Here is a 21375-nt window from a genome sequence, read left to right on the forward strand (position 1 = left end):
GAGTGCGGTCGTCATGTGCCGGTTCAGGACCGCGGGCTCACCACGGCGACGGAGCGGTCCTGTGGCAGTTCCACGTGGAAGCGTCCGGTGCGGTGGCCGGTGGCCACCACACAGTCGATGAGCGGGGCCCGGACCGAACGGTCGAGGATGTTGCGGATCTCCCGGCCGCCGAGCGCCAGCGACCGCGGGTTCCGCATCTGCCTGGCCACCCCCGCGGTGATGGACTCCTGGTCGAGCTCCAGGTCGATGCCGGCGCGGGCCGCGGACGCCGTGATCTGTCTCAGGAACTTCGCCGTGATCGCGGGGATGTTCTCCGGTCGCAGGACGTCGAAGGCGAGTACGCCGTTGCCGATGCGCCCCAGCAGTTCGGGCCGTTTGAGAGTGGTGGCGAAGTGCTCCGAGACCTCGTGCTGGAAAAGCTCGGACACCTCCTCGTACGAGGGGAGTTCGCCTTTCTGCAACAGGGAGTAGAGCGGTGTCGCTCCGAGGTTCGAGGTGAAGATGATCAAGGACTGGGAGAAGTACGCCGTCCGGCCGAGCCCGTCCGTCAGCCGACCGTCCTCCAGGATCTGCAGGAACTTGTCGAATACGCTTTCGTGGCTCTTCTCGATCTCGTCGAAGAGGAGGACGCTGAACGGTCTGCTCATGACCCGGTTGGTGAGTTCACCGCCACGCTCGTGCCCGACATAGCCCGGCGGCGCCCCGGTGAAGCGCTCGGCCGCGTGCTCCATGGCGAACGTCGACATGTCGAAGCGGGTGAGCGCCGTCTCGTCCTCGAAGATCATTTCCGAGAGGGCGCGCGCCAGTTCCGTCTTGCCGACGCCGGTGGGACCGGCGAAGAAGAAGACGCCCTTGGGCCGGGCCTCCACGCTGTACGGATCGGACACGAAGTCGACGTTGAGAGTGCCCGCGGCCAGTGCGCGGCTGACCGCCCGCACAGCGGTGTGCTGGCCGATGACCCGCTCGCCCAGTTGTCTCTCGGCATGCGGGACCCGGTCGACGAGACGTACCCAGGGGTCGTCCTGCTGTCCGAAGAGCGCGCGCTTGATGAGCTCCCGGGGCTCGGACAGCGGCACCTTCTCCACGCGGCTCGTCTGGGCGAGTCCGTTGAGTTCGGCCAGTGCCATGCCGTCGGTCAGATTGGCCAGTGTCCGCACCGCCGCGGCCGTCTCCTCCTGCCCCGCCCCTCCGTGCCCGTAGAAGCCGCCCGCGATCGTGGCCAGGTACCCCTGCCGTTCGCGGTACGAGGGCAGCGGCACCTCCACGGCTCGTACGAAGGGTTCGTCGCGGTGCAGCCAGGGCGGTACCGATGCCAGATCCGGCACCACGACGACCAGCAGATTGTGCACCTGCGCTCCGGCCGCGCGGCCCGATTCCAGCATCATCTTCTTCGTGAGCAGCAACAGGTCCCGGTCCTGCCGGTCGTGATGGGCCGGGTCCAGGAGCAGCAGCTCGGCGAAGTCCAGGATGAAGGCGACCGGCCGGGACTCCTGCGCCAGACCGCGGCGGACGGCGGCCAGAGCCTCGCTGGGCTGACGGTAGCGAGGCGCCTCGGCTGCTCCCTCCCTGAGATTGCTGCGCATCCGCCGTTGCAGCTCTCGGGCGCGAGCGCCACGGGAGTCGTCGGCGGCATCGGGCGGATCCGCCGGCTGCTCCTGCGGCGGTCGGTCCGCCGGGTCGGCCTCGGGCGTCGGCGCATCGATCAACTCTGCGAACCGCCGATGCCCGTGCTCACCGTCGAAGACCAGGCCGTCCACCTGGTCGTACCTGCCGACCAGGTCGTAGGAGAGGGCGCTGAGGATGGAACCGAGCGCTGTGCTCAGCGGTACGAAACCGCCCTGCCACCGGACCATGTCATGGATGTTGCCGTGCAGGATGACATGGCGGCTGCGGGCGATCTCGGCGACGAACTGCCGCACCCAGGGCGACACCCACCGTCCCGCACGCCTGCCGTCGCCGGACGGGGTACTCATCGCTGCTCCCTGGAGCGGCTCGTGGGCAGTTGCTTGGCCTCGCGGGCCGGCGGACGCTCGGGCTTGCCGGCCCAGTCGAGCTCACCGGCCCGCACACCCTCCGGAGCCAGCGCCTCGTGGAACTGCTCCAGGACTTCCGCTGTCAGGTCGCAGCGGCTGTCCTCGGTGCCTTCGGCCGAGAGGCGGGTGACGAAGTCGTGGCCCTCCGCCTCGTAGACGAGCTGGGCGCCGCCGGGTCCGTCCGGTACGACGGCCATCACGATTCGGTCGCCCGACGCGCGGCGGGCGGTCAGCATGCTGCTCGTTCCGACGGATTTCACGCTGTCCGGTTCGAGGCGCAGCCCGGCGGCCGGGAGCGCCCGGCGCACCGCGTCAAGGATGATCTCGGCGCAGGCCAACTCGTCCAGCCAGGTGTCGAAGGCGGTGCCGAAGGCCGCGAGCCGGTCCCGGGCCAGGCCCGTGAGGCGCGTCATCTCCAAGAGGTTCCCGCTCCCGGCGGCCCCCGTCAGTGCCCCCAGGAGCGTGCCGGCCGTGTCGAGTCCCTCCAGTTCGGCGCCCGCCTGCTCGGCCTCCGACAGGAGGGCGGTCAGTTCCTGATGCGCCTGTTCCGCTTGCCGTCGCGCCCGGGCCAGTTCCTCGCGCCGCTCGCGTGCCCGGCGCAGGTGCTCCTCGGCCGCTTCGGCAGCCCGTAGCCGGGCGGCCGGGAAGCGAGCGGGAGAGCCGAGTTCTTGCCGGGCCCGGCGCAGCGTGGCTGCGACCTCCTGCGCCCCCTGAGGGTCGAGTTCGGCCCGGTCCGCGATTGCCCCGAGCCCGGATTCCAGGGCTGCCAGGGCTGCTGCGTGCTCCTGCCGTGTCAGGGCGGCGCTGACCGCGACGTCAAGCGCGGTGGAAGCCTGCTCGGCGGCGGCCAGGGCGGACCACGCGGCTTCCAGGGCCGCGTCGTCGGAAGCGGAAGCGATGGCGTCGGCCAGCGCGGTGAGCGCCGTCGTGAGCTCCACGTGTCGCGAGGACGCGTCGGCGGCCAGGGCCCCGGCCCGCTGCGCGGCGACCCGGGCGGCCAGCGCGGAGTGCTGCGCCGTCAGTTTCCTCCCCTCGGTCCGCACCCTGCGGGCGAGCTCCCGCTGCCGCTTGACGCGTGCCAGCTCCTCGCGCTGACGGCGCTGCTCGGCCAGCTGCTGCTGCCTGATCCGGTCGAGTTCGGCGGATGAGTACTTGGGGCTACCGGACATCGGTCCTCCGGGAGATGGTGAGGTGGATTCCGTCGCGGTCAAGGGCACGCTCGAAGTTTTCTCGGAAGCCGGGGACCGGAGGAACGCCGTTCCACAGGACGCTCCCCGGCCCGATCTGGGCTTCCACTCCGGCGCTTGCGTCATGGTCGGGTAGCTGGTGTCGGCTGGTCAGGCAGTGGATGCGCTGGTTGTCGGAGCCCCGCCACAGAAGGGGGCGGTGGCGCTCGGACAGAAAGGGACCGTCGACGAGGATGTCCAGCCGGGCCAGGAACTCCCGCTGGTCCGGGTCCCCCCGCCCCAGACGCTCCAGGGTGAAACCGGAGTAGGACATCACCGACCAGTCCCGTTGCGCACGCAGGCGATCGACCAGCGCGGCCAGGGCTCGGGCCTGTGCCATCGGTTCGCCTCCCGAGAAGGTCACCCCCGTCACCTCCGCCCCCAGGGAGTTGAGCCGCATCGCCAGTGCGTCGACGTCCCAGGACTCACCGCCTTCGAAGGGCAGACCCTCGGGGGACAGACATCCGGCGCAGCGCAGCGGACAGCCCTGCACCCAGACCACGGCCCGTAGACCGGGGCCCAGTACCCGGACCGATTCGGAGATGCGGGTGACGGAGAGCACCGGGGGCCCGGAGGAGCCCGGCGGGGCTTCGTGGGAACCGATCATGGCAAGTGCCTTCCTGAGGAGTTTCAGTCGAGAGGGAAGGGATCGCGACCGGTGCGGGCCGCCAGCTCGCACCACGGGCAGCCGGCGGCCTCTCGGAGGTGTACGTGCAGGGGTTTGGCCGGGCAGCGGCGGATCGCGTACTGGGCTTCGGTCAGTGCCGCGATCCATTCCTCCGGCCGGGGGCGGAGCTCCGGGTGGTCGTAACCGTCGTCGAGGCACCGGCGGAGCAGCAGCCCGAGCGGACCGCCCAGCACCAGCTCCGCCAGGGGCGCGCCGGGTGGCGGGCGCATGGGTGTGCCGAGGAACACGGCGCGCCGGGCCTCGACATTGGCGCGTACGTCGAAGGGAGGCGCCGCACCGGGAGGGATGCCCGCGAAAGGATGGGTGCCCAGTTGGAGGATCGCCGCGATGAGCACGGACAGCGCCCATCGGTCCGAGGATGGCTGTCGTTGTCCGCGGGAGGCGGGATCCGCAAGATGCTCCGGTGGCGTGTACTCGTCGCGCGAGAACGGGGACGGCAGCGGTGTACCGCCCTGTGGATCGTGGATCTGCCAGCCGTCGACGTCCACGAACGCGACGGTGGCGCCCGCAGTGGCGAAGAGGTTCTCCGGTGACAGATCGGCGACGACATGGCCGACGCGATGGATCTCGCTCATGGTCCGCGCCAGATCCAGCGCGAGTTCCAGATACCAGCGCCAGGTGGCATGCGGCGGCACCAGTGGCCGACGTCCGGTGAGCGCCTGGTGCAGCGAGCGGAACTCCGGCTGGAGGAGCGCGGGTTGCGCATAGCCGATCAGTCGGTCCCCGCCGGTGGCCCGGACCCGCCCGAGCGGCCATGCCACCCTGACGATGCCGTCCCGGGCCGTCAGGTTCCGCGGCCGAGAGCGGAGCATCACCTCCAGCTTCCGGGCGAAGCTGTCGGCTTCGGGTCTGCGCTCCAGTTTGACGACCAGTTTCGGCCATTCGACGACGCGCCAGACACTGCCCTGCGATCCAGGTGGCCCGGCCTGCTCACCCAGTGTCGCCCGACGCCTTCTTCCGTCCGCAGCCTCCAGGACGATCTCTCGCGGAATTGATCTCATGGGCGCTCCACCGCTACGAGCAGTGTCTTGTCGTCGCCGGTCAGCGCGGTGATCCGCTCCCCGGCGAGGAAACGTGCGAGGTAGGTGTCGTCCTCCCCGGCCTTGACCGCGTGGGCGAAGAGCGGGGTGAAGAACTGGTGGTAGGGCTGCACGGCGTGGGCACCCTCGTGGAGCAGACCGACGTCCCGAAGACCGTCGCTGCTCACCGCCACCCCGGTGAGATCGGGAAGTCGTGCCACCACTCGCCGGGCCCGGCCGGTGGCGCCGGGAGACGTGACGAACACGGTTCGTCCCGGTTCGGCAGGCGGCCCGTCGGCATCACCACCGCCCCTCGTCGTGCGGGGCGGCCGGCCGGCCCCGCCGCGGGGTAACTCGTCCGGAGGCAGGAACAGATCGAAGTGCGACGTCCCGCACCGGGTCACGACGAAGCCGTCGCCGATGGCGACCGCCGCGAGCCAGGGACGGTGGACCATGACCAGAGTGAGCGTGGTGCCCCATTGGTTCATCCGGTACCCGTCGCGGTCGGACAGGGTCGAGGACATCGCGGCTGCGGCTGCCCGGAACCTCCGGACGACATCCCGGATGACCCGGTCGAGACGACGACCCCACTCCGCGGCTTCGGCAGCCGGGTCGGGACGGTCGCCGGTGGGGGGCAGCGCCCGCCGGGCTTCGTCCGCGGCGAGGGTGGCGGCGAGCGACGACGCGGTGCGGGCCAGGCGGGCTCGGCTTCCGCCGTCGGCGCAGGCGAGGATCAGAGTGTCCGCCTCCTGATGGGCGGCGAAACTGTCCTGACAGTCGGTGACGGACCGGGCGTGCCGGCTTCCCATCACGGACGCGGCGGAGACCAGCCACGGTGCCGGTCTCATGTCCGGCCCTCTGGCTGCGGCTCTGCGGACTCCCAGTGGGCCTGCTCCCACACCGCGGTGTAGGGGTCCTCGGCCGAGGTCGCCACGAGCACCAGATCGAGGAGCTCGGTGAAGTCCAGGTCGGACAGGGGTACGTAGCCCTGCTCCGTGGCGACGGCTCGCAGCATCTCCTCATCGGCACCCGGAGCGCCGAAGGCAAGGAACACCAAGCGCCGCTGCTGACGGCGCGTGCGTATCAGATCGGCGACGGAACGCCAGGCGTCGACGGGGAGTTCGTCGTTCGGTTCACCGTCGCTGAAGAGGATGAGCCGCACCTGTCCGGTCTGCAGACCGTGGCTGTCGGCCAAGTACTGGACGCGGCGGTCGCCCAGGCGCAGGGCGAACTCAAGGGCTTCGACCATGGGTGTCGTCCCGGAGGCGGTCAGGTCGCCGATGGCCAGGTCGGCGGCGGCCACGAACGCCCCGCCGTCCTGGGCGAGTTCCTCCTCAGGGCGGTGAGGGTCGCAGGTCACGGCCCTGACGCCGTCGCCGCCGAAGGTCACCACCGCGAATTCGACAGCCCTGAGGGGGCCTTCTCCCTGTTTGCGGATCTCCGGCAGCCAGGCGCGCATGCTCCGGTTGAGTTCATCGATCGGCCGCGTCCCCTTCTCGGCGAACCGCATCGACCCGGAGACATCGATAAGGAGAATGACGACCCGTCGGTGATAGGTGTCGGTGTTGCATTCGATGTCGTCCGTCGGGTCCGCGGATCCACCGAACAAGTCGTCGAAATCATCGAAGACGGTCATGGGTTTGCGCCACCTTCCCGGGGCCCCTCAAGCGGCCATGCATCCCATGTGCCGACGCCTGACTGTCTGGTCAGCCGGACCATGCCCCCGCGCCCGGGGGGCACCGTCTCCCCCTGCCAGCGAGCCGGTTCCACCAGCCCGTCGACGGCTACCAGCCCACGTGGCCGCAAGAGGGCATGGACAGTCCCCACGGCCGCTCCTGGGTCGGCGGGGACACGCTTCACAGCTCCCGTGTGCGGCGCTCTCCGTGACACCACGGCGGCGGCTGCGAGGGCCGCCAGTGCCGCGACGAACACGGACCATGAAATGAAGCGCAGGCCCCGGCCGAGCATGCCGTCAGGAAGTCGCATCCCACCTCCCCCGAGTTCCGACGGTATGTCCGCCGACAGTGGGAAATTCATGCTACCTACCTGACGCACCCTCTAATCCCGTTTTACTGCGGAAAGTTGGAGAGGAATTCCCTCCAGTGTGGACCGTTTTGCGAACGAAATCCGGAGTGATGCTCCGGCCGTCCTGACCCGGCCGGAGCAAGCGGCACACCGCCTCGGCGGCTTGGGGCACGGCGGTATCGGCGCCGTGGCCCTGCCTCCGGGCCACGGCGCCGAGCCCGGGGCGAGGGCAGGGGCGAAGGCAGGGGCAGCGGCTGCCGGAGCGCGCCGGAGCGCCGGTCATTGTCCGGCTGCCGCCGGGCGCATCGCGCGGATCCAGGCCACGCCGGTGAAGTTCTTGGCGGCGATCTCGATCTCCGCCCTCTCGAAGCCCTCGGCCGACAGCCCCGCGTAACCGGTGCCGACAAGGTCTGTGTAGAGCGGATCCGAAAAGGCGACCACGAGGTGGGAATCGGGGGACTCGTGAAGCACACGGCGTACGGGGGCGGAGTCGAGCACGCGAAAGAGGCTGACCACGGCGGAGCCCGCGTATCCACTGTCCGCCTCGTGCACAATGCCCTGGTGCAGACTGGCCCGCATGCGGACCGCGTGCGGACGTCCCGAACGTGCGCTCTCCCCGGCGGAGTTCGTGTCCTCGGCGTGGTCGTTGGCCGCCGCCAGGCCTTCGGTCAGCCCGTCCAGAAAGTGGGGGACCACTCTCGTCTCGTCGGCGCCAGGTTCCAGGACGAGCAGATAGCCGTCGCCCTGCGCCTGTCGGCCGCAGCGTTCCCAGGCGACGCCCGCCCGCGCGCAGGCCCCGCGCAGGGTGCGCAGCAACACACGCTGCAGCCGGACCATGTCGGCGTTGTCACGCGCGCTGTACTTCTCGATGTCGACGGCGAGACAGAGCCGTCGCAGCCCCGGAGGCAGCTTCTCCTCCTCCGACTCGGGCCCTTCGGCCTTCACGTCCGGCAGGTCGTCCTCGTACCCGGTCAGAGCCCAGGCGCCGGGAAGTGCTCTGTGCTGCGCGAGCGAGGCGGCCGTCGGCCATGCCTCCTCAGCCGCGATACGGAACGCCGTGTCGTAAGGGGTCTGCGCCGACCTGCGCCGCAGGGCCCCTCCGAGTACGGGCTGCACGATTGTCGTGCTCAGGCTCAGCCGGCCGGACACGGCGTCCGCGGTCGCCGGCATCCGCACCACCGCCTGGGCCCAGCGTCCGTCGGGGCGGAGCGCGCCGCCGCGCCCGACGGCCCGGAAGGTCCATCGGAGCCGGGGCCTGCCGAGCCCGAAGACCGCGATCTCGCTCCCGTCGGCGGCGACCGCGCCGGCGGCCGGTTCGAGACTCAACGCATGCATACCGTCAGGCAGTTGGACGGTGAGGGTGACCTCTTCGTAGCGTCGTCCGCCGGGCAGTTCCTCCAGGTCGAACGGGAAGCAGACCAGGACCGCGCGGCCCGGTTCGCCAGGCGTCCGCTCAAGGTCTGTGTCCCGGAGGCCGTACACGAGCGGACGGCCGAGAAAGGCACCGCCGATCCGCTCCCGGACGGACGGCCCTCCTCTGGATACCTCGCCGTCGACGGCGAGGAGGTCCGGGGTGGCGAGCACATCGCCCTGGGCCGGGGCGCCGCCACGACCGACGACCGGTGTTTCCACCCGCGGTGGGGTACCAAGACGTCCGCCGCCCCGGACTGAGTCCGGCGAAGGAGCCCCGTCGCCGAAGCCCGTCACCCTACGCGCCATGCCGTCGTCCCGCATCCGTTCACTCCCCCTCGATTCCCTACCAGCGATGCTCGATGACGTGCCGTCAGATGTCGGACTCCAGCCGGGCGGCCCGGCGCAGCCCGTCGGGTGACAGGACGGTCGTCCGGCCGTAGCCGACCCGGATCACCGCCTGTCCCCCGAGTTCCCCCAGGACGTGGTGAACCCGGCGTTCCTTGGCGCCGACCAGTCCGGCGAGCTCCGCCTGGGTGAGCCGTGGCCCTATCACCACGCCGTCGCGCCGTGGCTCGCCGTAGTCCTCCATGAGGTCGACGAGGACCCGGGCGACCCGGGTCGCCACCGGACAGCCGCTGAAGTCGCCCCGGCGCCGGACCGACCACCGGTTCTTGCGCACCAGCATCCGGCTGACGGCGAGCGCGGCGGCGGCATGGCCGTCAAGGAAGTCGAGGAAGTCCCGCTGGCCGATCCGCCGGGCGCCGACATGTCCGGCGGCGGTGACCGTTGCCGACCTGGGCCGGTTGTCGAAAGCCGCGAACTCCCCGACCAGGTCCCCGCCGAGCCGGATCGCGAGCAGCGCGGTGTCGCCTTCCTCCATGGTCGCGGTGACCTTGGTGACGCCGCCGAGCAGCAGCAGGACGGAGGTCTCCCGCATTCCCTGGATGAGCAGGTGTTCACCTGCGTCGTAGGAGCGTTCCGTGCCCAGGGACAGCAGAGTCTTGGCAGCCTCGGGCGAGGCGGTCAGATCGGCCAGGAGTGTGCCACTCGGCCAGCGGTCAGCGGATCCCGGACCCTCCGCGTATCTCGGCGGCATCATGACACCTACCCATACATCATGATCTTCTGCGCTATCTGCGATGTATGACAGCGTATCCGCCTGACATCGCATGTCCCTTTCCTTTCAACCAAGTTGGAGCATGAGGATGGGTCCTCGGCCGGCCGGTCGCCGCGTCGTCCAAGTCGTCGCCGGGATTCCGCACTGCTGCTGGGAGGTGACACGGCGGCTGCCGCACTCTGGCCGTCCGGGGGACAGCGCGGGGGCCCGGACCGGCGTCAATCGGCGACCGGGTCCCCGTAGCCTCCGCCAGGCGGTCCGCCGACAACCGGCCGAACGGTCCCCGTCGATGTGCCGACTCGGCGAGCAGCGGCGCGGGATCGACGCCACGCTGCTCGGTGAGCAGCGGTGTGGCCAGCACCTCGACGTCGATCCCGCCTTCCCCGCTTCCGGCGGCTGCGCCCCCCATTGTCCTGTGACACGACTCCCCCACTTCGCGCCATGCGTCCCCACTCGACGTGTCTCCGCTCACCGACGGCAACGGCAACGGCAAACAACCTCGATGGACCACGCTGCCATGGGTACCACGGCCCCGCGCACCACATTCCGCACCAGCGCCGGTTTCCCGCGCACGGCCACCTACCGGCTCGCATCGCCTGTGGAGCAGCCTGGAACGGCGTCAACGTCACGTACCCGCTGACCCGCTGACCGGCTTCAGCCAGCCGAACCACCAGCGGTCCGGCCGGTGGTTCGGACCGCCGGGACGTCCCGTCGCGTCCGCCGTCGGCGTGCTCCAGTCCCGCGTGGACAATGGAGTGATCGCCATTCGGCCAGAATCGTCGCACCCGATCGCGAACAACCAGGAGTTCCGAATTCGCTTCCGGCTCCCACGCCTGCCGGGCACAGCGAGCCTTACATTGCAGCTCCCCTGCGATTCTTCCTCGACGGGCCGCAATCCCTGCCCTTCCGCTTTTTGAGACGACGTCGGCGACGTCTCGGTCCCGACACACTCCCGACACACTCGTCCGCCAGTTTTTGGCCATTACGTATGGCAACTCTCCATGAGCAACGAGTGGTGATCATCACAGGCTCTCAGCGTGAGACCCCCTGAGCAGTGCGCTAACGTCAACGGACAGCGCATCCGACGCCCGGGATCCCGCGACGCGGGACCAGGCGGCTCGGCGGTGAAACCAGAATCTATCGAGGGCTTCACCGAAATGAACACGACTCGGGCGGAAGCTGTCTGACGTCCCCTCAACATTCGCGGTGTCGGCGCGCCGTGTGAACGAATAACCATCAGGAGAGGTTTGTGTACAACAGTCGCTTAGAGTCCATCGGGGTGTATCTGCCTCCGACGGTCATGACTACTCCGGAACTCCTCGATCGCATGGAGAAGGCACCGGAATTCGACCTCTTCAAAATCACGGGAATGGCCGAACGACGTGTGGCGGACGATACCGCCGACGTCCCCGAGGACTGCCTCACGATGGCAGTCTCGGCGGCCCGCGAGTGCCTGGACCGTTCGCACTACGCTCCCGACGAGATCGACATCGTGATCTCCTGCTCGATCAGCCGCACCACTGACGGCAGACGCCATCACTTCGAGCCGTCGTTCGCCCATCGCATCGCCCAGGAGATCGGCGCGGCCAACGCCATTCACTTCGATGTCTCCAACGCCTGCGCGGGCATGATGACCGGCGTCTATCTGCTGGACCGGATGATCAGGTCCGGCGAGGTACGCAACGGCCTCGTGCTCAGCGGGGAGCACATCACCCCGATCGCCTTCACTGCCGCGCGTGAGATGGAAGACAGCCGGGACCCCCAGTTCGCGTCCCTGTCCGTCGGCGACTCGGCCGTCGCCGTGGTCGTGGATCGCGCCACCGACGACGCGGATGTCATCCATGACGTCGAGCTGATGACCTGCTCCGAGTACTCGCATCTGTGCCTCGGCATGCCCAGCGACGAGACCGGCGATCTGGCCATGTACACGAACAACAAGGTGATGCACGCCGAGGAACGTCTCGCGCTGTGGCCGACCTTCCACCGCGACAAGCTGGCCGACGACGGTCGTCAATTCGCCGACGAGGGCTACGACTTCATCGTCCAGCACCAGGTCGGCAGCCGATTCGTCGACTTCATGAACAAGGTCGGCGAAAGCATTTTCCAGGCACCGATGCCGCCGTCGCTGTCGGTCGTCGAGAAGTTCTCCAACACCGCGACCACCTCGCACTATCTGGTACTGCACCAGGCCCTCGCGGAGCGCCGGATACCCAAGGGATCGAAGATCCTCCTGGTGCCCGCCGCCTCGGGTGTGGTGACCGGTTTCCTGTCCGCGACCGTCTCCTCCCTGGAGGTATGACATGGCTACCGTCATCGCCTCAACCGCACTCAGTCCGGCCGACGACACCGGCAGTTCCATCGGGTACGCGGCTTCGGCAGGCAGCGCATGCCTCCAACAGGCCGGGCTCACACCCGCGGACGTCGACGTTCTGATCAACGTCGGTGTCTACCGCGACTCCAACATCTCCGAGCCGTCCGTCGCAGCGCTCATCCAGAAGCGCATCGGCATCAATCTGGACTACCTGCACGACGCCGACCGGCGGGCCGCGTTCTCGTTCGACCTGATGAACGGCGCCTGTGGCGTGCTCAATGCCGTCCAGGCCGGGGGTGCGCTGCTCGCGGCCGGCAGCGCCCGCCGGGTGTTGGTGGTCTCGGCCGACACACACCCCTCGATGGACCCGGCCAAGGCGGGCACCGCCGAGTTCCCGTACGCCGCCACGGGCGCGGCCCTGCTGCTGGAACGCACCGACGACGCACGCGGCTTCGGCCGGGTGCACCACCGGTCGCTCCCGGGCGGGCACGGTGTCAGCGGATATGTGCCACTGACCGAGGCAGGCGCAGAGGCCCGGAACACCATCACCGTCGAGCGCGAACCGGGCGTACTTCAGCGGATGCTCGATCTGGCCGTCGACTCGGTCCAGGGCTGCCTGGCCGCCGAGTACGGCACGGACGCCGCCGGCTCGCAGACGGCCCTCGACCGTACGCTGCTGGTCACCTCGCAGCCGTCGCCCGACTTCGCGTCGCGTCTGGCCAAGCGGCTCGGCCTGGCGTCCGACGCCGCCGTCACCGTCGAAGGTCTCACCGGCGACCCGCATACCTCGGCGCTCGCCTACGGCTTCCGGCAGGCACAGGACGCGGGCAGGCTCGCGGGCCACGACCGGATTCTCTTCCTCGCCGTCGGCGCGGGGCTCGGTTCCGCGGCCTCGCTGTACCGATTGAGCGCCGACACCGAGGGAGCCGGGCTGCGAGGCACGGCATGACGAGCGAGGTACGTCAGGAGGCGTTCCTGGCGGAGCTGCTCGCCCGCCACGCGGCCCGTACGCCCGACAAGGCAGCCGTGATCCATCCGGACGGCCGAAAGGACACGGCCGGACGGCCCGGCTACACCTCGGTCGGCTACGCCGAGTTCGCCGCCGACGTCGCCGCGTGCGCCGCCGGTCTCCAGGAGCACGGCATCGGGCGCGGTACCCGCACCGCGCTGCTTGTGACTCCCGGCGCCGACCTGCTCACCCTGGTCTTCGCGCTGCTGCACGTCGGCGCGGTTCCCGTGGTGGTCGATCCCGGCATGGGTCTGGGCCGCATGCTGGACTGCATCCGCCGCGTGGGGGTCCAGGCCTTCATCGGCGTACCGGCCGCACACCTCCTGAGGCGACTGCGCCCGCGTGCCTTCGCCGGGGTGCAGAGCGTGATCAAGGTGGGCGGTGGCAAGGGCAACGGACTCGCGGAACTGACCGCCCTCGGGGCGGGCAGGCCACCACTGCCTGCGCTGGAGTCCGGGCCCGACGACCTCGCGCTGATCGGCTACACCACCGGCAGTACCGGTCCGGCCAAGCCGGTCGAGATCACGGTCGGCATGCTGCTGGGCATGGCGCACGGCGTCGAGGAAGGACACTTCACCGCCGACATGACCAGCACCCTGGTCACCCTGCCGCTGATGGGTGTGTTCGACCTGGCGGCGGGCCGTACGGTGGTGGTGCCGAAGATGAACATGGGCCGGGTGGGCTCGGCAGACCCGGCTCTGATCACGGATGCCGTCCAACGCTTCGGTGTGAACGCCATGTTCGCCTCCCCGGCGCTGCTCGGCCCGCTGTCGGCCCATCTGGCCCAGACGGGTACCCCGGTGACGTCGCTGCGGATGATTGTCTCCGGCGGCGCTCCGGTGAGCCCTCGGCTGATGAGCGCGCTGCGCGCCGTACTGCCCGACGAGGCACGGGTGTTCAGCACCTACGGTTCGACCGAGGCCCTGCCGATCGCACTCGTCGAGAGCAGGGAGGCCATGGCCGGACCCGCCGACGGCCCGGCTGACGGCCTGGGTGTCTGTGTGGGCCGTCCCGCGCCCGGCACCTCGGTGGCCACCATCGGTATCAGCGACGGCCCTGTCCCCCACTGGACGCCCGAACTGGCGGTGCCCGCGGGCGAACTGGGTGAGATCGTGGTCAGCGGCCCGGCGGTCAGCCCGCGTTACTTCCAGTCCCCGCGGGCCGACGAGGAGCACAAGATCCAGGACGGCGAGCGTCGTTGGCACCGCACCGGCGACGTCGGATGGATCGACGGCAAGGGACGCATCTGGTTCTGCGGACGCAAGAGCCACCGCGTCCGCACCGCGAGCGGCGATCTGCACACGGTGCGTTGCGAAGGCATCTTCAACAGCCACCCCCTGGTGAAACGCACCGCGCTGGTCGGTTTCGGCCCGCACGGCGAGCAGCGTCCCGTGCTCTGTGTCGAGCTCGCCCCGGGCACCGACCTCGGGCAGTGGCCTCTCATCGAGAGCGAATTACGCGAGGCGGGCGCCGACAATCCGGTGACCAAGGCGATCGAGGACTTCCTGCCGCACCCGGCGCTCCCCGTCGACATCCGCCACAACGCCAAGATCCGCCGCGAGCTGCTGGCCGGCTGGGCCGAGGACCGGCTCACCGGAAGCCGCCGGCCGAGCGCCGCCACCTGCGCGCTGCGCGCCGTACCGCTGCTCGGGTGGGCCTACCTGGCGGCATGGCCGCTGCTGCCTTGGGACCATGTGGCGCTCACCGCCCTGTGGTGGGTCGACGCCTTCTTGAGCGTCGTCGTCCACGCGGGCCAGATACCGGCCGCCCTGCGCGCGGAGTACGAGCTGGCCACGGGGCGCCGGCCAGGGGCGACCGCCGCGCTCACGATGCTGTTCGGAGCGACGTGGTGGCGTCGGCACAGTCGCGAACCGAAGGGTGTTGCCGCGTGAAGGCGCTCGTGACAGGCGCTTCCGGGTTCCTGGGAAGCCATATCGTCGACGCCTGCGTACGCGCCGGTGACGAGGTCCGGGTCCTTGTGCGCAGGGAAAGCGACCTCACCTATCTGCGCACGGTTCCCGGCGTCGAGTTCGCGTACGGAGATCTGCGTGACGAAGCCTCGGTGCGCCGTGCGACGGACGGCATCGATGTCGTGCACCACAGCGCGGCCCGGGTCACCGACCGGGGTACCAGGGCACAGTTCCAGGACGAGAACGTCGCGGGCACCGAGCGCCTGATGACGGCGGCCCGGGAAGCGGGGGCACGGCGTTTCGTGTTCATCAGCAGCCCCAGCGCGCTGATGGGCGTACGGGGCGGTGACCAGATCGACATCGACGAGAGCGAGCCCTACCCCGCACGCCATCTCAATCTCTACTCGGAGACCAAGGCCGCCGCGGAGCGTCTGGTCCTCGCCGGGGAGCGTGCGGACTTCACCACCGTCGCACTGCGCCCTCGGGCCGTGTGGGGACCGCGCGACCACTCCGGTTTCATGCCGCGGCTGATCGCGAAGATGATGGCGGGCAGCCTGCCCGATCTCTCCGGCGGCAGGCGGGTGTACGCCTCGCTGTGCCACTGCACCAACGCCGCCGATGCGTGTGTGCGGGCGGCGCGCGCCGACGGTGTCGGCGGCCGGGCGTACTTCATCGCCGACGAGGAGCCGGTGGAGGTCTGGAGCATGCTGGCACTCCTCGCGGAGCGGTTCGGGGGCAAGCCGCCTACCAGGCAGGTCTCCCACGGTGTGCTGCGTGCGCTCGCCTTCACGGCGGACATGGTCTGGAAGCTGCCGCCGCTGGCCAAGAACTCCTCGCCTCCATTGTCCCGGTACACGTTGGCCCTGCTGACCCGTTCGGCGACGTACGACACATCGGCGGCCCGCAAGGACCTCGCCGCGCCCCTGGTGGACCACGAAACCGGCATGGCCGAGCTGGAGTCCTGGATCGACAGCATCGGCGGCGTCAACGAGTTCATCAGGAAGGTGCACTAGTCATGACCGCGCAACACGCCGTCGGCAGCGGCGGCACCGGTTCCGGTCCTCGCGGCAGGAGCACCTTCCACAGGCCCGTCTCAGCGACCGAGTGGTCGTATCTCGCCGCCACGCGGCTCGGTGAGCTGCTGGTGCTCCAGCTGGTGGTCGAGGGCACCGGCCCGATCGACGCGCCGGCGCTGAGCCGAGCGGTGGCCGAAGCCTCGGCGGCCTGCCCGGGCTCGCGGCTGGTACGCCGCGGCAGGATGTGGGTCGACAGCGGACGACCGGCCCGCGTCGTGGTCGCCGACGGACGGAGTTTCGAGCGTACGACGCTCACCGGTCTGCCGGAACTCACCGGACCGCTCGCCGAGTCGGAGAGCAGCCCGGGCTGCGAAGTGGTACTGCTCACCGGCGAACCGGGCACCGTGGTCTTCCGGGCCTCCCACGCCGTGATGGATCTCAAGGGCGCATCGATGTGGGCGGCCGAGGTGTTCCGCGCGCTGCGCGGCGAGCCGCTGCACGGCGCCCGCGACCTGCTGGCCGACCATCAACTGCTGGACGCGGTGGGCCGGACCGGGCAACGGCCACGCCTCGGTCTCGACCGGCGCTCGCCACTGGGCGGGCGCCCGGGGAACGAATCGGTGTGGCGACGGCGTACGGTCGCTGGCCGGCACCCGGCGCTGGCCGCGAAGGTGGCCGCCGCGGTCGCCGGAGCGGTCACGGGGTCCGCGGCCCGGATCATGGTCCCGGTGGACCTGCGGCGTCACGCCCCCGGCGTGTCGTCGACGGCCAACCTGGCACTGCCGGTGTTCCTCGACATCGCGGCCGGCCATGGCCCGGACGCGGTTCACCGGCGCCTGCTCCATGCGCTGGCCTCCCGTCAGGAACTGGCGTCCGGCACGGAAGCTGCCCTGGCCCGGCTGCCGCTGCGTGCGGCCGCCGCGCTGGTCGGCGCCTCACGCACCGCCACCACCGCGCGGAACCGCTATCTGGCGTCGGCCATCGTGTCGAACGCGGGCCGGCTCGACCCGTCGGACTTCAGCACGCGGAACTTCACCGCGACAACCGTCTACGCCCTGCCTGTCCATGCGCCCCTGGTGCCGGTCAGCATCGCGCTGCTCGAACTGCCCGAGCACACCGAACTGGTGGTCTCCGCGCGCGGGTCGGCGGATGTCGGCGCACGCTGCGACGCGCTGCTCGACCGCATCGAGTCCGCGCTGGACACCGCGCCACCGGCGCCCTCCGCCCCGGCCATGACACCGCCGCGTGAGACCGGCGCGGCCGAACTGCTGCTGGCACCCGGCCCCGGCGGGCTCTCTTCGCTGGACACCACGGTGGTGCAGCTGTTCCGGGCACAGGCGGCCCGGCGCCCGGACGCACCCGCTGTGCTCGGCGACAAGCCGGAATGGTCGTACGCGGATCTGGACCGCCGCTCCGACGCCGTCGCCGCCGAACTGCTCGACCGAGGAGTCGGGCGCGGCGAGATCGTGGGCGTCCTCGCGGACCGTTCGGCACTCGGTCTGGCCGGAGTCTGGGGCGTCCTCAAGGCGGGCGCGGCCTTCCTTCCCGTCGACGTACGCAATCCGGCGCGCCGGGTCGATGAACTGCTGCACGACGCCCGGGCCCGCTTCTGTCTCGCGGAGGTCACCTCGTCCGCCAAGGCGGAGGGAGGAGACTGCACGACGATCCTCCTGGAGGACCTCGCGGGCGATGGCGCGCGGGGCGGCGTTCAGGACCGGGCGGCACTGATGGCGGCGGCTCCTGGCCCGGACGACCTGGCGTACGTCATCTACACCTCGGGCTCCACCGGCAGGCCCAAGGGCGTCCAGATCGAGCACCGCAGCCTCACCAACGTCGTGGGCTGGATATCCCCCTTCATGCGGTGCGACGAGGACACCCGGGCCGCTTACTCCTACTCCCCCGGTTTCGACCTCTCGATCACACAGATCTTTCCTCCGCTGCTGCACGGCGGCGCGGTCGTACCGGTCCCCGGCGAGCTCGACCATCTCAAGCTGCGCGAGATGTTCTCCGGCCGACAGGCCAACACCCTTGGGCTCACTCCGACCCACCTCGACCTCGCCGCACGTCTCGGCATCCATCCCCAGGGCATCCGGGCACTCCAGTCCGGCGGGGAGAACCTCACGGCGGCCACCGGCCGCCGGACACGCGCGTCCTTCGGACCCGACTGTCTGTTCGTCAACATCTACGGCCCCACCGAGGCGACGGTGGCCTGCACCGTGGCCGTGGTCGACAGCGACAGCGGGCGCACCTCCACACCGATCGGCGTACCGGTGCACCGCACTTCCGTGGCCGTACTGGACGAGCGGCAGAACGAAGTCCCGGACGGTGAGCCGGGCGAGCTTCATGTGACCGGTGTACAGGTGGCCCGTGGCTACCTCGGACGCCCCGACCTCACGGCCGAGCGTTTTGTGTATCTGAAGGACGGGCGACGCGCCTACCGAACCGGCGACCTGGTGTTCCGTCTGCCCGACGGACAGCTGGAGTACGCGGGCCGCATCGACTCCCAGGTGAAGATCCGGGGCCACCGGGTGGAGCCGGGCGAGGTCGAGGCGGCGCTCACCGGTCTGCCCGGCATCGGACAGGCCGCCGTGGTCGCCCGCCTGAGGCCCGACTCCGACACGCAGGCGTTGTGCGCATTCGTGGTTCCCGCGGAGAGTTCGACCGCGTTCGACGAGGCAGCCGTACGAGCGGAGCTGGAGCGGTCGCTGCCGTCGCACCTGGTGCCTTCGGTGGTGCGTGCGGTTTCGTGCCTGCCGGAGACGGCGAGTGGAAAGACGGATCGCAACGCGCTGCCGAATCCGTTCGGCGACGAGGCCGACACCCCGGGGACGGCGGTCGCGTCGGCCGCGGGCGCCCCTGGTCCGGGGCCCGACATCTCGGCGGTGACGGCCGGGATCTGGGCCCGCATTCTGCACTGCGAGACGGCGGACCTCGATCCCTCGTCCGAGTTCCACACGCTGGGTGGCGATTCACTCGCCGTCCTGGAGATGCTCACCGCGCTCGGCGAGGAAGTGCTGGGGCGAGCCTCGGAGCAGCAGTTCCTGGACCGGCTCGGCTCTCTCAGCGAGAATCTGACGCTCGGCCGGGTCGTCGATGCCCTCGAAGCGCTGAGGAGCACGTCATGATCTTCGTCGGGGAAGGCTCGCTGCTCTGGCGCGCCGTACAGCACACGCTCGACAGCGACCTGCCGGTGGACCTGGTCTGCGGCCCCGCCCCGTCCGGACCCGCCGCTCGGCCGGACGTTCCCTTTCGCGCCGTCACGGACGTCAATTCCGTCGCCGACGAGCTGGTAGCCGCCGGCACGGACGGTGTGGTCTGGTCACTCAACAACCGGATGATCTTCCGCGCGCCGGTGCTGTCCGCCGGGCTCCGCATCCTCAACATCCACCACGGCCCGCTGCCCGCCTACCGGGGGATGCCGGAGGTGGCCCTCGTGTACGCGATGCTGCGGGGTGAGCGGGAGTTCGCCGCGACGCTCCACGAGGTGGACGAGGGCATCGACACCGGTCCCACACTGGCCGCCGACTCGTATCCGATCGGCGTGGACGAGCCGTACCACGTGGTGCTGCGCCGCGGACTGGATGTCTGCCACCGGCTGTTCGAGCGCTGCGTGCCTTTGGTGGCGGCCGACCCTGCCTGGACCGGGGAGTCCACCCTGCCTGACGGCGTCAGCGGCGGCGGCAGCTACTTCGGCCGCAGGGCGCTGGCGGACCTGGCTCGGCACCGCGGTGACCCGGACTACCCGCGCGCCACCGATCTGGGTTTTCTGGCCGGCTACCTCCCGGAGCTGGCCGCGGCGCTGCGATGACGTGAGGGGCGTGTGCCCGCAAAGACGAACGTGTGCTGTGCCCGGATCAAGCGTGGGCACAGCACACGTCGTCATTCAATCCTGCTCGGTCAGCGCCTCAGACCGGGCGGGATGCGGTTGGGAGTACCGCTGAAGGCCAGGTCACCCTTGAAGCCCTTGGCCCTGAGGGACCCGGGGACAGGAGTGGTCTGTGCCGTCCAGCCTTCGTCCCAGACGAAGCTCGTGCCCCCGACGTCACCATGCGTCTGGAACACGGTCCCGGCCGTGGTCACCACTCTGACCCACGCGTTGGCGCCCAGACTCGAGATGGTGATCCCACAGACGTTGGAGGGATAGCCCGGATTGTCGCCGTTGCTCAGGTCTGTCCAGGTGATCGTCCCGCCCGCGGTGGCCGCTCGGCCGGCGTAGGCGATGCCGTTGGTGAGCACCGCGCTGAACTCCTCGGTGACCACGGGAATGTAGCTGTCGATCTGGGCGCACGCTCCGGTAGCGCCCGTGGCACCGGTGTCACCCGTCGCACCGGCAGGACCGGTGTCACCCGTCGGACCCGTGTCACCGGTACCGGCAGGACCGGTGTCACCCGTCGGACCAGCAGGCCCGGTGTCACCCGTCGGACCCGTGTCACCGGTACCGGCAGGACCGGTGTCACCCGTCGGACCAGCAGGACCCGTGTCACCCGTCGGACCCGTGTCACCAGTCACACCAGCAGGACCCGTGTCACCCGTCGGACCCGTGTCACCAGTCACACCAGCAGGACCCGTGTCACCCGTCGGACCCGTGTCACCAGTCACACCAGCAGGACCCGTGTCACCCGTCGGACCCGTGTCACCAGTCACACCAGCAGGACCCGTGTCACCCGTCGGACCCGTGTCACCAGTCACACCAGCAGGCCCAGTGTCACCCGTCGGACCCGTGTCACCAGTCACACCAGCAGGCCCAGTGTCACCCGTCGGACCCGTGTCACCAGTCACACCAGCAGGCCCAGTGTCACCCGTCGGACCCGTGTCACCAGTCACACCAGCAGGCCCAGTGTCACCCGTCGGACCCGTGTCACCAGTCACACCAGCAGGCCCAGTGTCACCCGTCGGACCCGTGTCACCGGCAGGACCCGTGTCACCGGTCGGACCAGTGGGACCCGTCGGTCCCGTAGGACCGGTGGGTCCCTTGCACTTGTCGTGACCGTTCCGCGTGAGCGGGTGCTGCCCCGGCATGTACTGCTCGGCGCCTTGCGTGTACTGCAGCAGCTGGCCGTCCATGAAGTTCGGCGGCAGCCCCATGTTCCCGTCCTGCTCGGGGCCTTGGGCCTGCTCGGGGCCTTGGGCCTGCTCGGGGCCTTGGGCCTCCTCGGGGCCTTCGGCGCCGCGCGGAGGCGGACCGTTCTCCTCGTGCGGCGGCGGACCGTCCTCGTGGTGCGGCGGCGGACCGTCCTCGTGGTGCGGAGGCTTGATCACACAGTCGTCGTCGCCGCCCATCGGGCCTGCCAGGGCGACGTCGGCGGTCGTCGTGGCACGCTGCGACACGGCAATCGCGGGATTCGCGACACCCGTGAGCACAAGGGCGAGCGACGCGATGGCGCCGCCGGTCAGCCAGGCACTGCGTCTGGGAAGCGGGCCAAGGGTGGACCTTGTCCTGTGTTCAGGACTCATACATTTGCTCCTTGTCGAACCGGATCGAGTGTTACTCCGGAAGCAAGTTCGAGCTTCCCTAGGGCTCATCGGATCGCATCCGCAACGCCTTGAGACTCCTGCAGTCCTATTAACGGATTGGCGTACAAGGCATGCCGCAATGGATGCGTACGCG

15 protein-coding genes are annotated in these 21375 nt (G+C 70.0%); 6 read left to right on the top strand and 9 right to left on the bottom strand.

What is annotated here, in order from left to right; all coding sequences use genetic code 11:
* Positions 1 to 23 precede the first annotated feature (23 nt).
* From OG293_RS03245 to OG293_RS03280, 8 genes are all read right to left on the bottom strand, one after another.
* Positions 24 to 1973 carry an AAA family ATPase gene (locus OG293_RS03245; protein ID WP_405997223.1) on the bottom strand — a complete coding sequence of 650 codons (1950 nt, stop codon included), beginning with the start codon at positions 1971 to 1973 and terminating at the stop codon, positions 24 to 26.
* Positions 1970 to 3202, bottom strand: a complete 1233-nt coding sequence (locus OG293_RS03250; protein ID WP_405997224.1) for a hypothetical protein — start codon at positions 3200 to 3202, stop codon at positions 1970 to 1972. The genes OG293_RS03245 and OG293_RS03250 overlap by 4 nt, the downstream gene beginning before the upstream one ends.
* Positions 3192 to 3866 carry a 4Fe-4S single cluster domain-containing protein gene (locus OG293_RS03255; RefSeq protein ID WP_405997225.1) on the bottom strand — a complete coding sequence of 225 codons (675 nt, stop codon included), beginning with the start codon at positions 3864 to 3866 and terminating at the stop codon, positions 3192 to 3194. Before OG293_RS03255 ends, OG293_RS03250 begins: the two co-directional genes overlap by 11 nt.
* A gap of 23 nt (positions 3867 to 3889) precedes the next feature.
* On the bottom strand, positions 3890 to 4948 hold the full coding sequence (locus OG293_RS03260; RefSeq protein WP_405997226.1) for a hypothetical protein: 1059 nt from the start codon (positions 4946 to 4948) through the stop codon (positions 3890 to 3892).
* Complete coding sequence (locus tag OG293_RS03265; RefSeq protein ID WP_405997227.1) at positions 4945 to 5814, bottom strand: protein phosphatase 2C domain-containing protein; 870 nt, start codon at positions 5812 to 5814, stop codon at positions 4945 to 4947. The genes OG293_RS03260 and OG293_RS03265 overlap by 4 nt, the downstream gene beginning before the upstream one ends.
* Positions 5811 to 6602 (bottom strand): vWA domain-containing protein, encoded by a 792-nt coding sequence (locus OG293_RS03270; RefSeq protein WP_405997228.1) that lies wholly within the window; start codon positions 6600 to 6602, stop codon positions 5811 to 5813. The genes OG293_RS03265 and OG293_RS03270 overlap by 4 nt, the downstream gene beginning before the upstream one ends.
* Before the next feature lie 668 nt (positions 6603 to 7270).
* Positions 7271 to 8623, bottom strand: a complete 1353-nt coding sequence (locus OG293_RS03275; protein ID WP_405997229.1) for a hypothetical protein — start codon at positions 8621 to 8623, stop codon at positions 7271 to 7273.
* Positions 8624 to 8774: 151 nt separating this feature from the next.
* Positions 8775 to 9503: a Crp/Fnr family transcriptional regulator gene (locus tag OG293_RS03280; protein WP_405997230.1), complete on the bottom strand. Its 729-nt coding sequence runs from the start codon at positions 9501 to 9503 to the stop codon at positions 8775 to 8777.
* Between the two features lie 1387 nt (positions 9504 to 10890).
* Here OG293_RS03280 and OG293_RS03285 point away from each other — a divergent pair.
* Genes OG293_RS03285 through OG293_RS03310 form a run of 6 tightly spaced genes read left to right on the top strand, consistent with a single transcriptional unit; the run spans position 10891 to position 19575 of the window.
* Positions 10891 to 11820: a 3-oxoacyl-ACP synthase III family protein gene (locus OG293_RS03285; RefSeq protein ID WP_405997231.1), complete on the top strand. Its 930-nt coding sequence runs from the start codon at positions 10891 to 10893 to the stop codon at positions 11818 to 11820.
* A gap of 1 nt (position 11821) precedes the next feature.
* Positions 11822 to 12781, top strand: a complete 960-nt coding sequence (locus tag OG293_RS03290) for a hypothetical protein (RefSeq protein ID WP_405997232.1) — start codon at positions 11822 to 11824, stop codon at positions 12779 to 12781.
* Positions 12778 to 14733 (top strand): fatty acid CoA ligase family protein, encoded by a 1956-nt coding sequence (locus tag OG293_RS03295; RefSeq protein ID WP_405997233.1) that lies wholly within the window; start codon positions 12778 to 12780, stop codon positions 14731 to 14733. The genes OG293_RS03290 and OG293_RS03295 overlap by 4 nt, the downstream gene beginning before the upstream one ends.
* A complete protein-coding gene (locus OG293_RS03300; protein ID WP_405997234.1) occupies positions 14730 to 15764 on the top strand; it encodes an NAD-dependent epimerase/dehydratase family protein in 1035 nt (344 codons plus the stop codon). The genes OG293_RS03295 and OG293_RS03300 overlap by 4 nt, the downstream gene beginning before the upstream one ends.
* Positions 15765 to 15766: 2 nt before the next feature.
* Positions 15767 to 18892 (top strand): amino acid adenylation domain-containing protein, encoded by a 3126-nt coding sequence (locus OG293_RS03305; protein ID WP_405997235.1) that lies wholly within the window; start codon positions 15767 to 15769, stop codon positions 18890 to 18892.
* A complete protein-coding gene (locus tag OG293_RS03310) occupies positions 18889 to 19575 on the top strand; it encodes a formyltransferase family protein (RefSeq protein ID WP_405997236.1) in 687 nt (228 codons plus the stop codon). The genes OG293_RS03305 and OG293_RS03310 overlap by 4 nt, the downstream gene beginning before the upstream one ends.
* A gap of 89 nt (positions 19576 to 19664) precedes the next feature.
* On the opposite strand, the gene OG293_RS03315 is transcribed toward OG293_RS03310, so the two are convergent.
* The gene (locus OG293_RS03315; protein WP_405997237.1) at positions 19665 to 20027 is read right to left on the bottom strand and encodes a hypothetical protein; all 363 of its coding nucleotides are present in this window, start codon (positions 20025 to 20027) and stop codon (positions 19665 to 19667) included.
* Between the last annotated feature and the right edge of the window lie 1348 nt (positions 20028 to 21375).

The sequence above is a fragment of the Streptomyces sp. NBC_00829 genome (assembly GCF_045161795.1).
Taxonomy (GTDB): Bacteria; Actinomycetota; Actinomycetes; order Streptomycetales; family Streptomycetaceae; genus Streptomyces.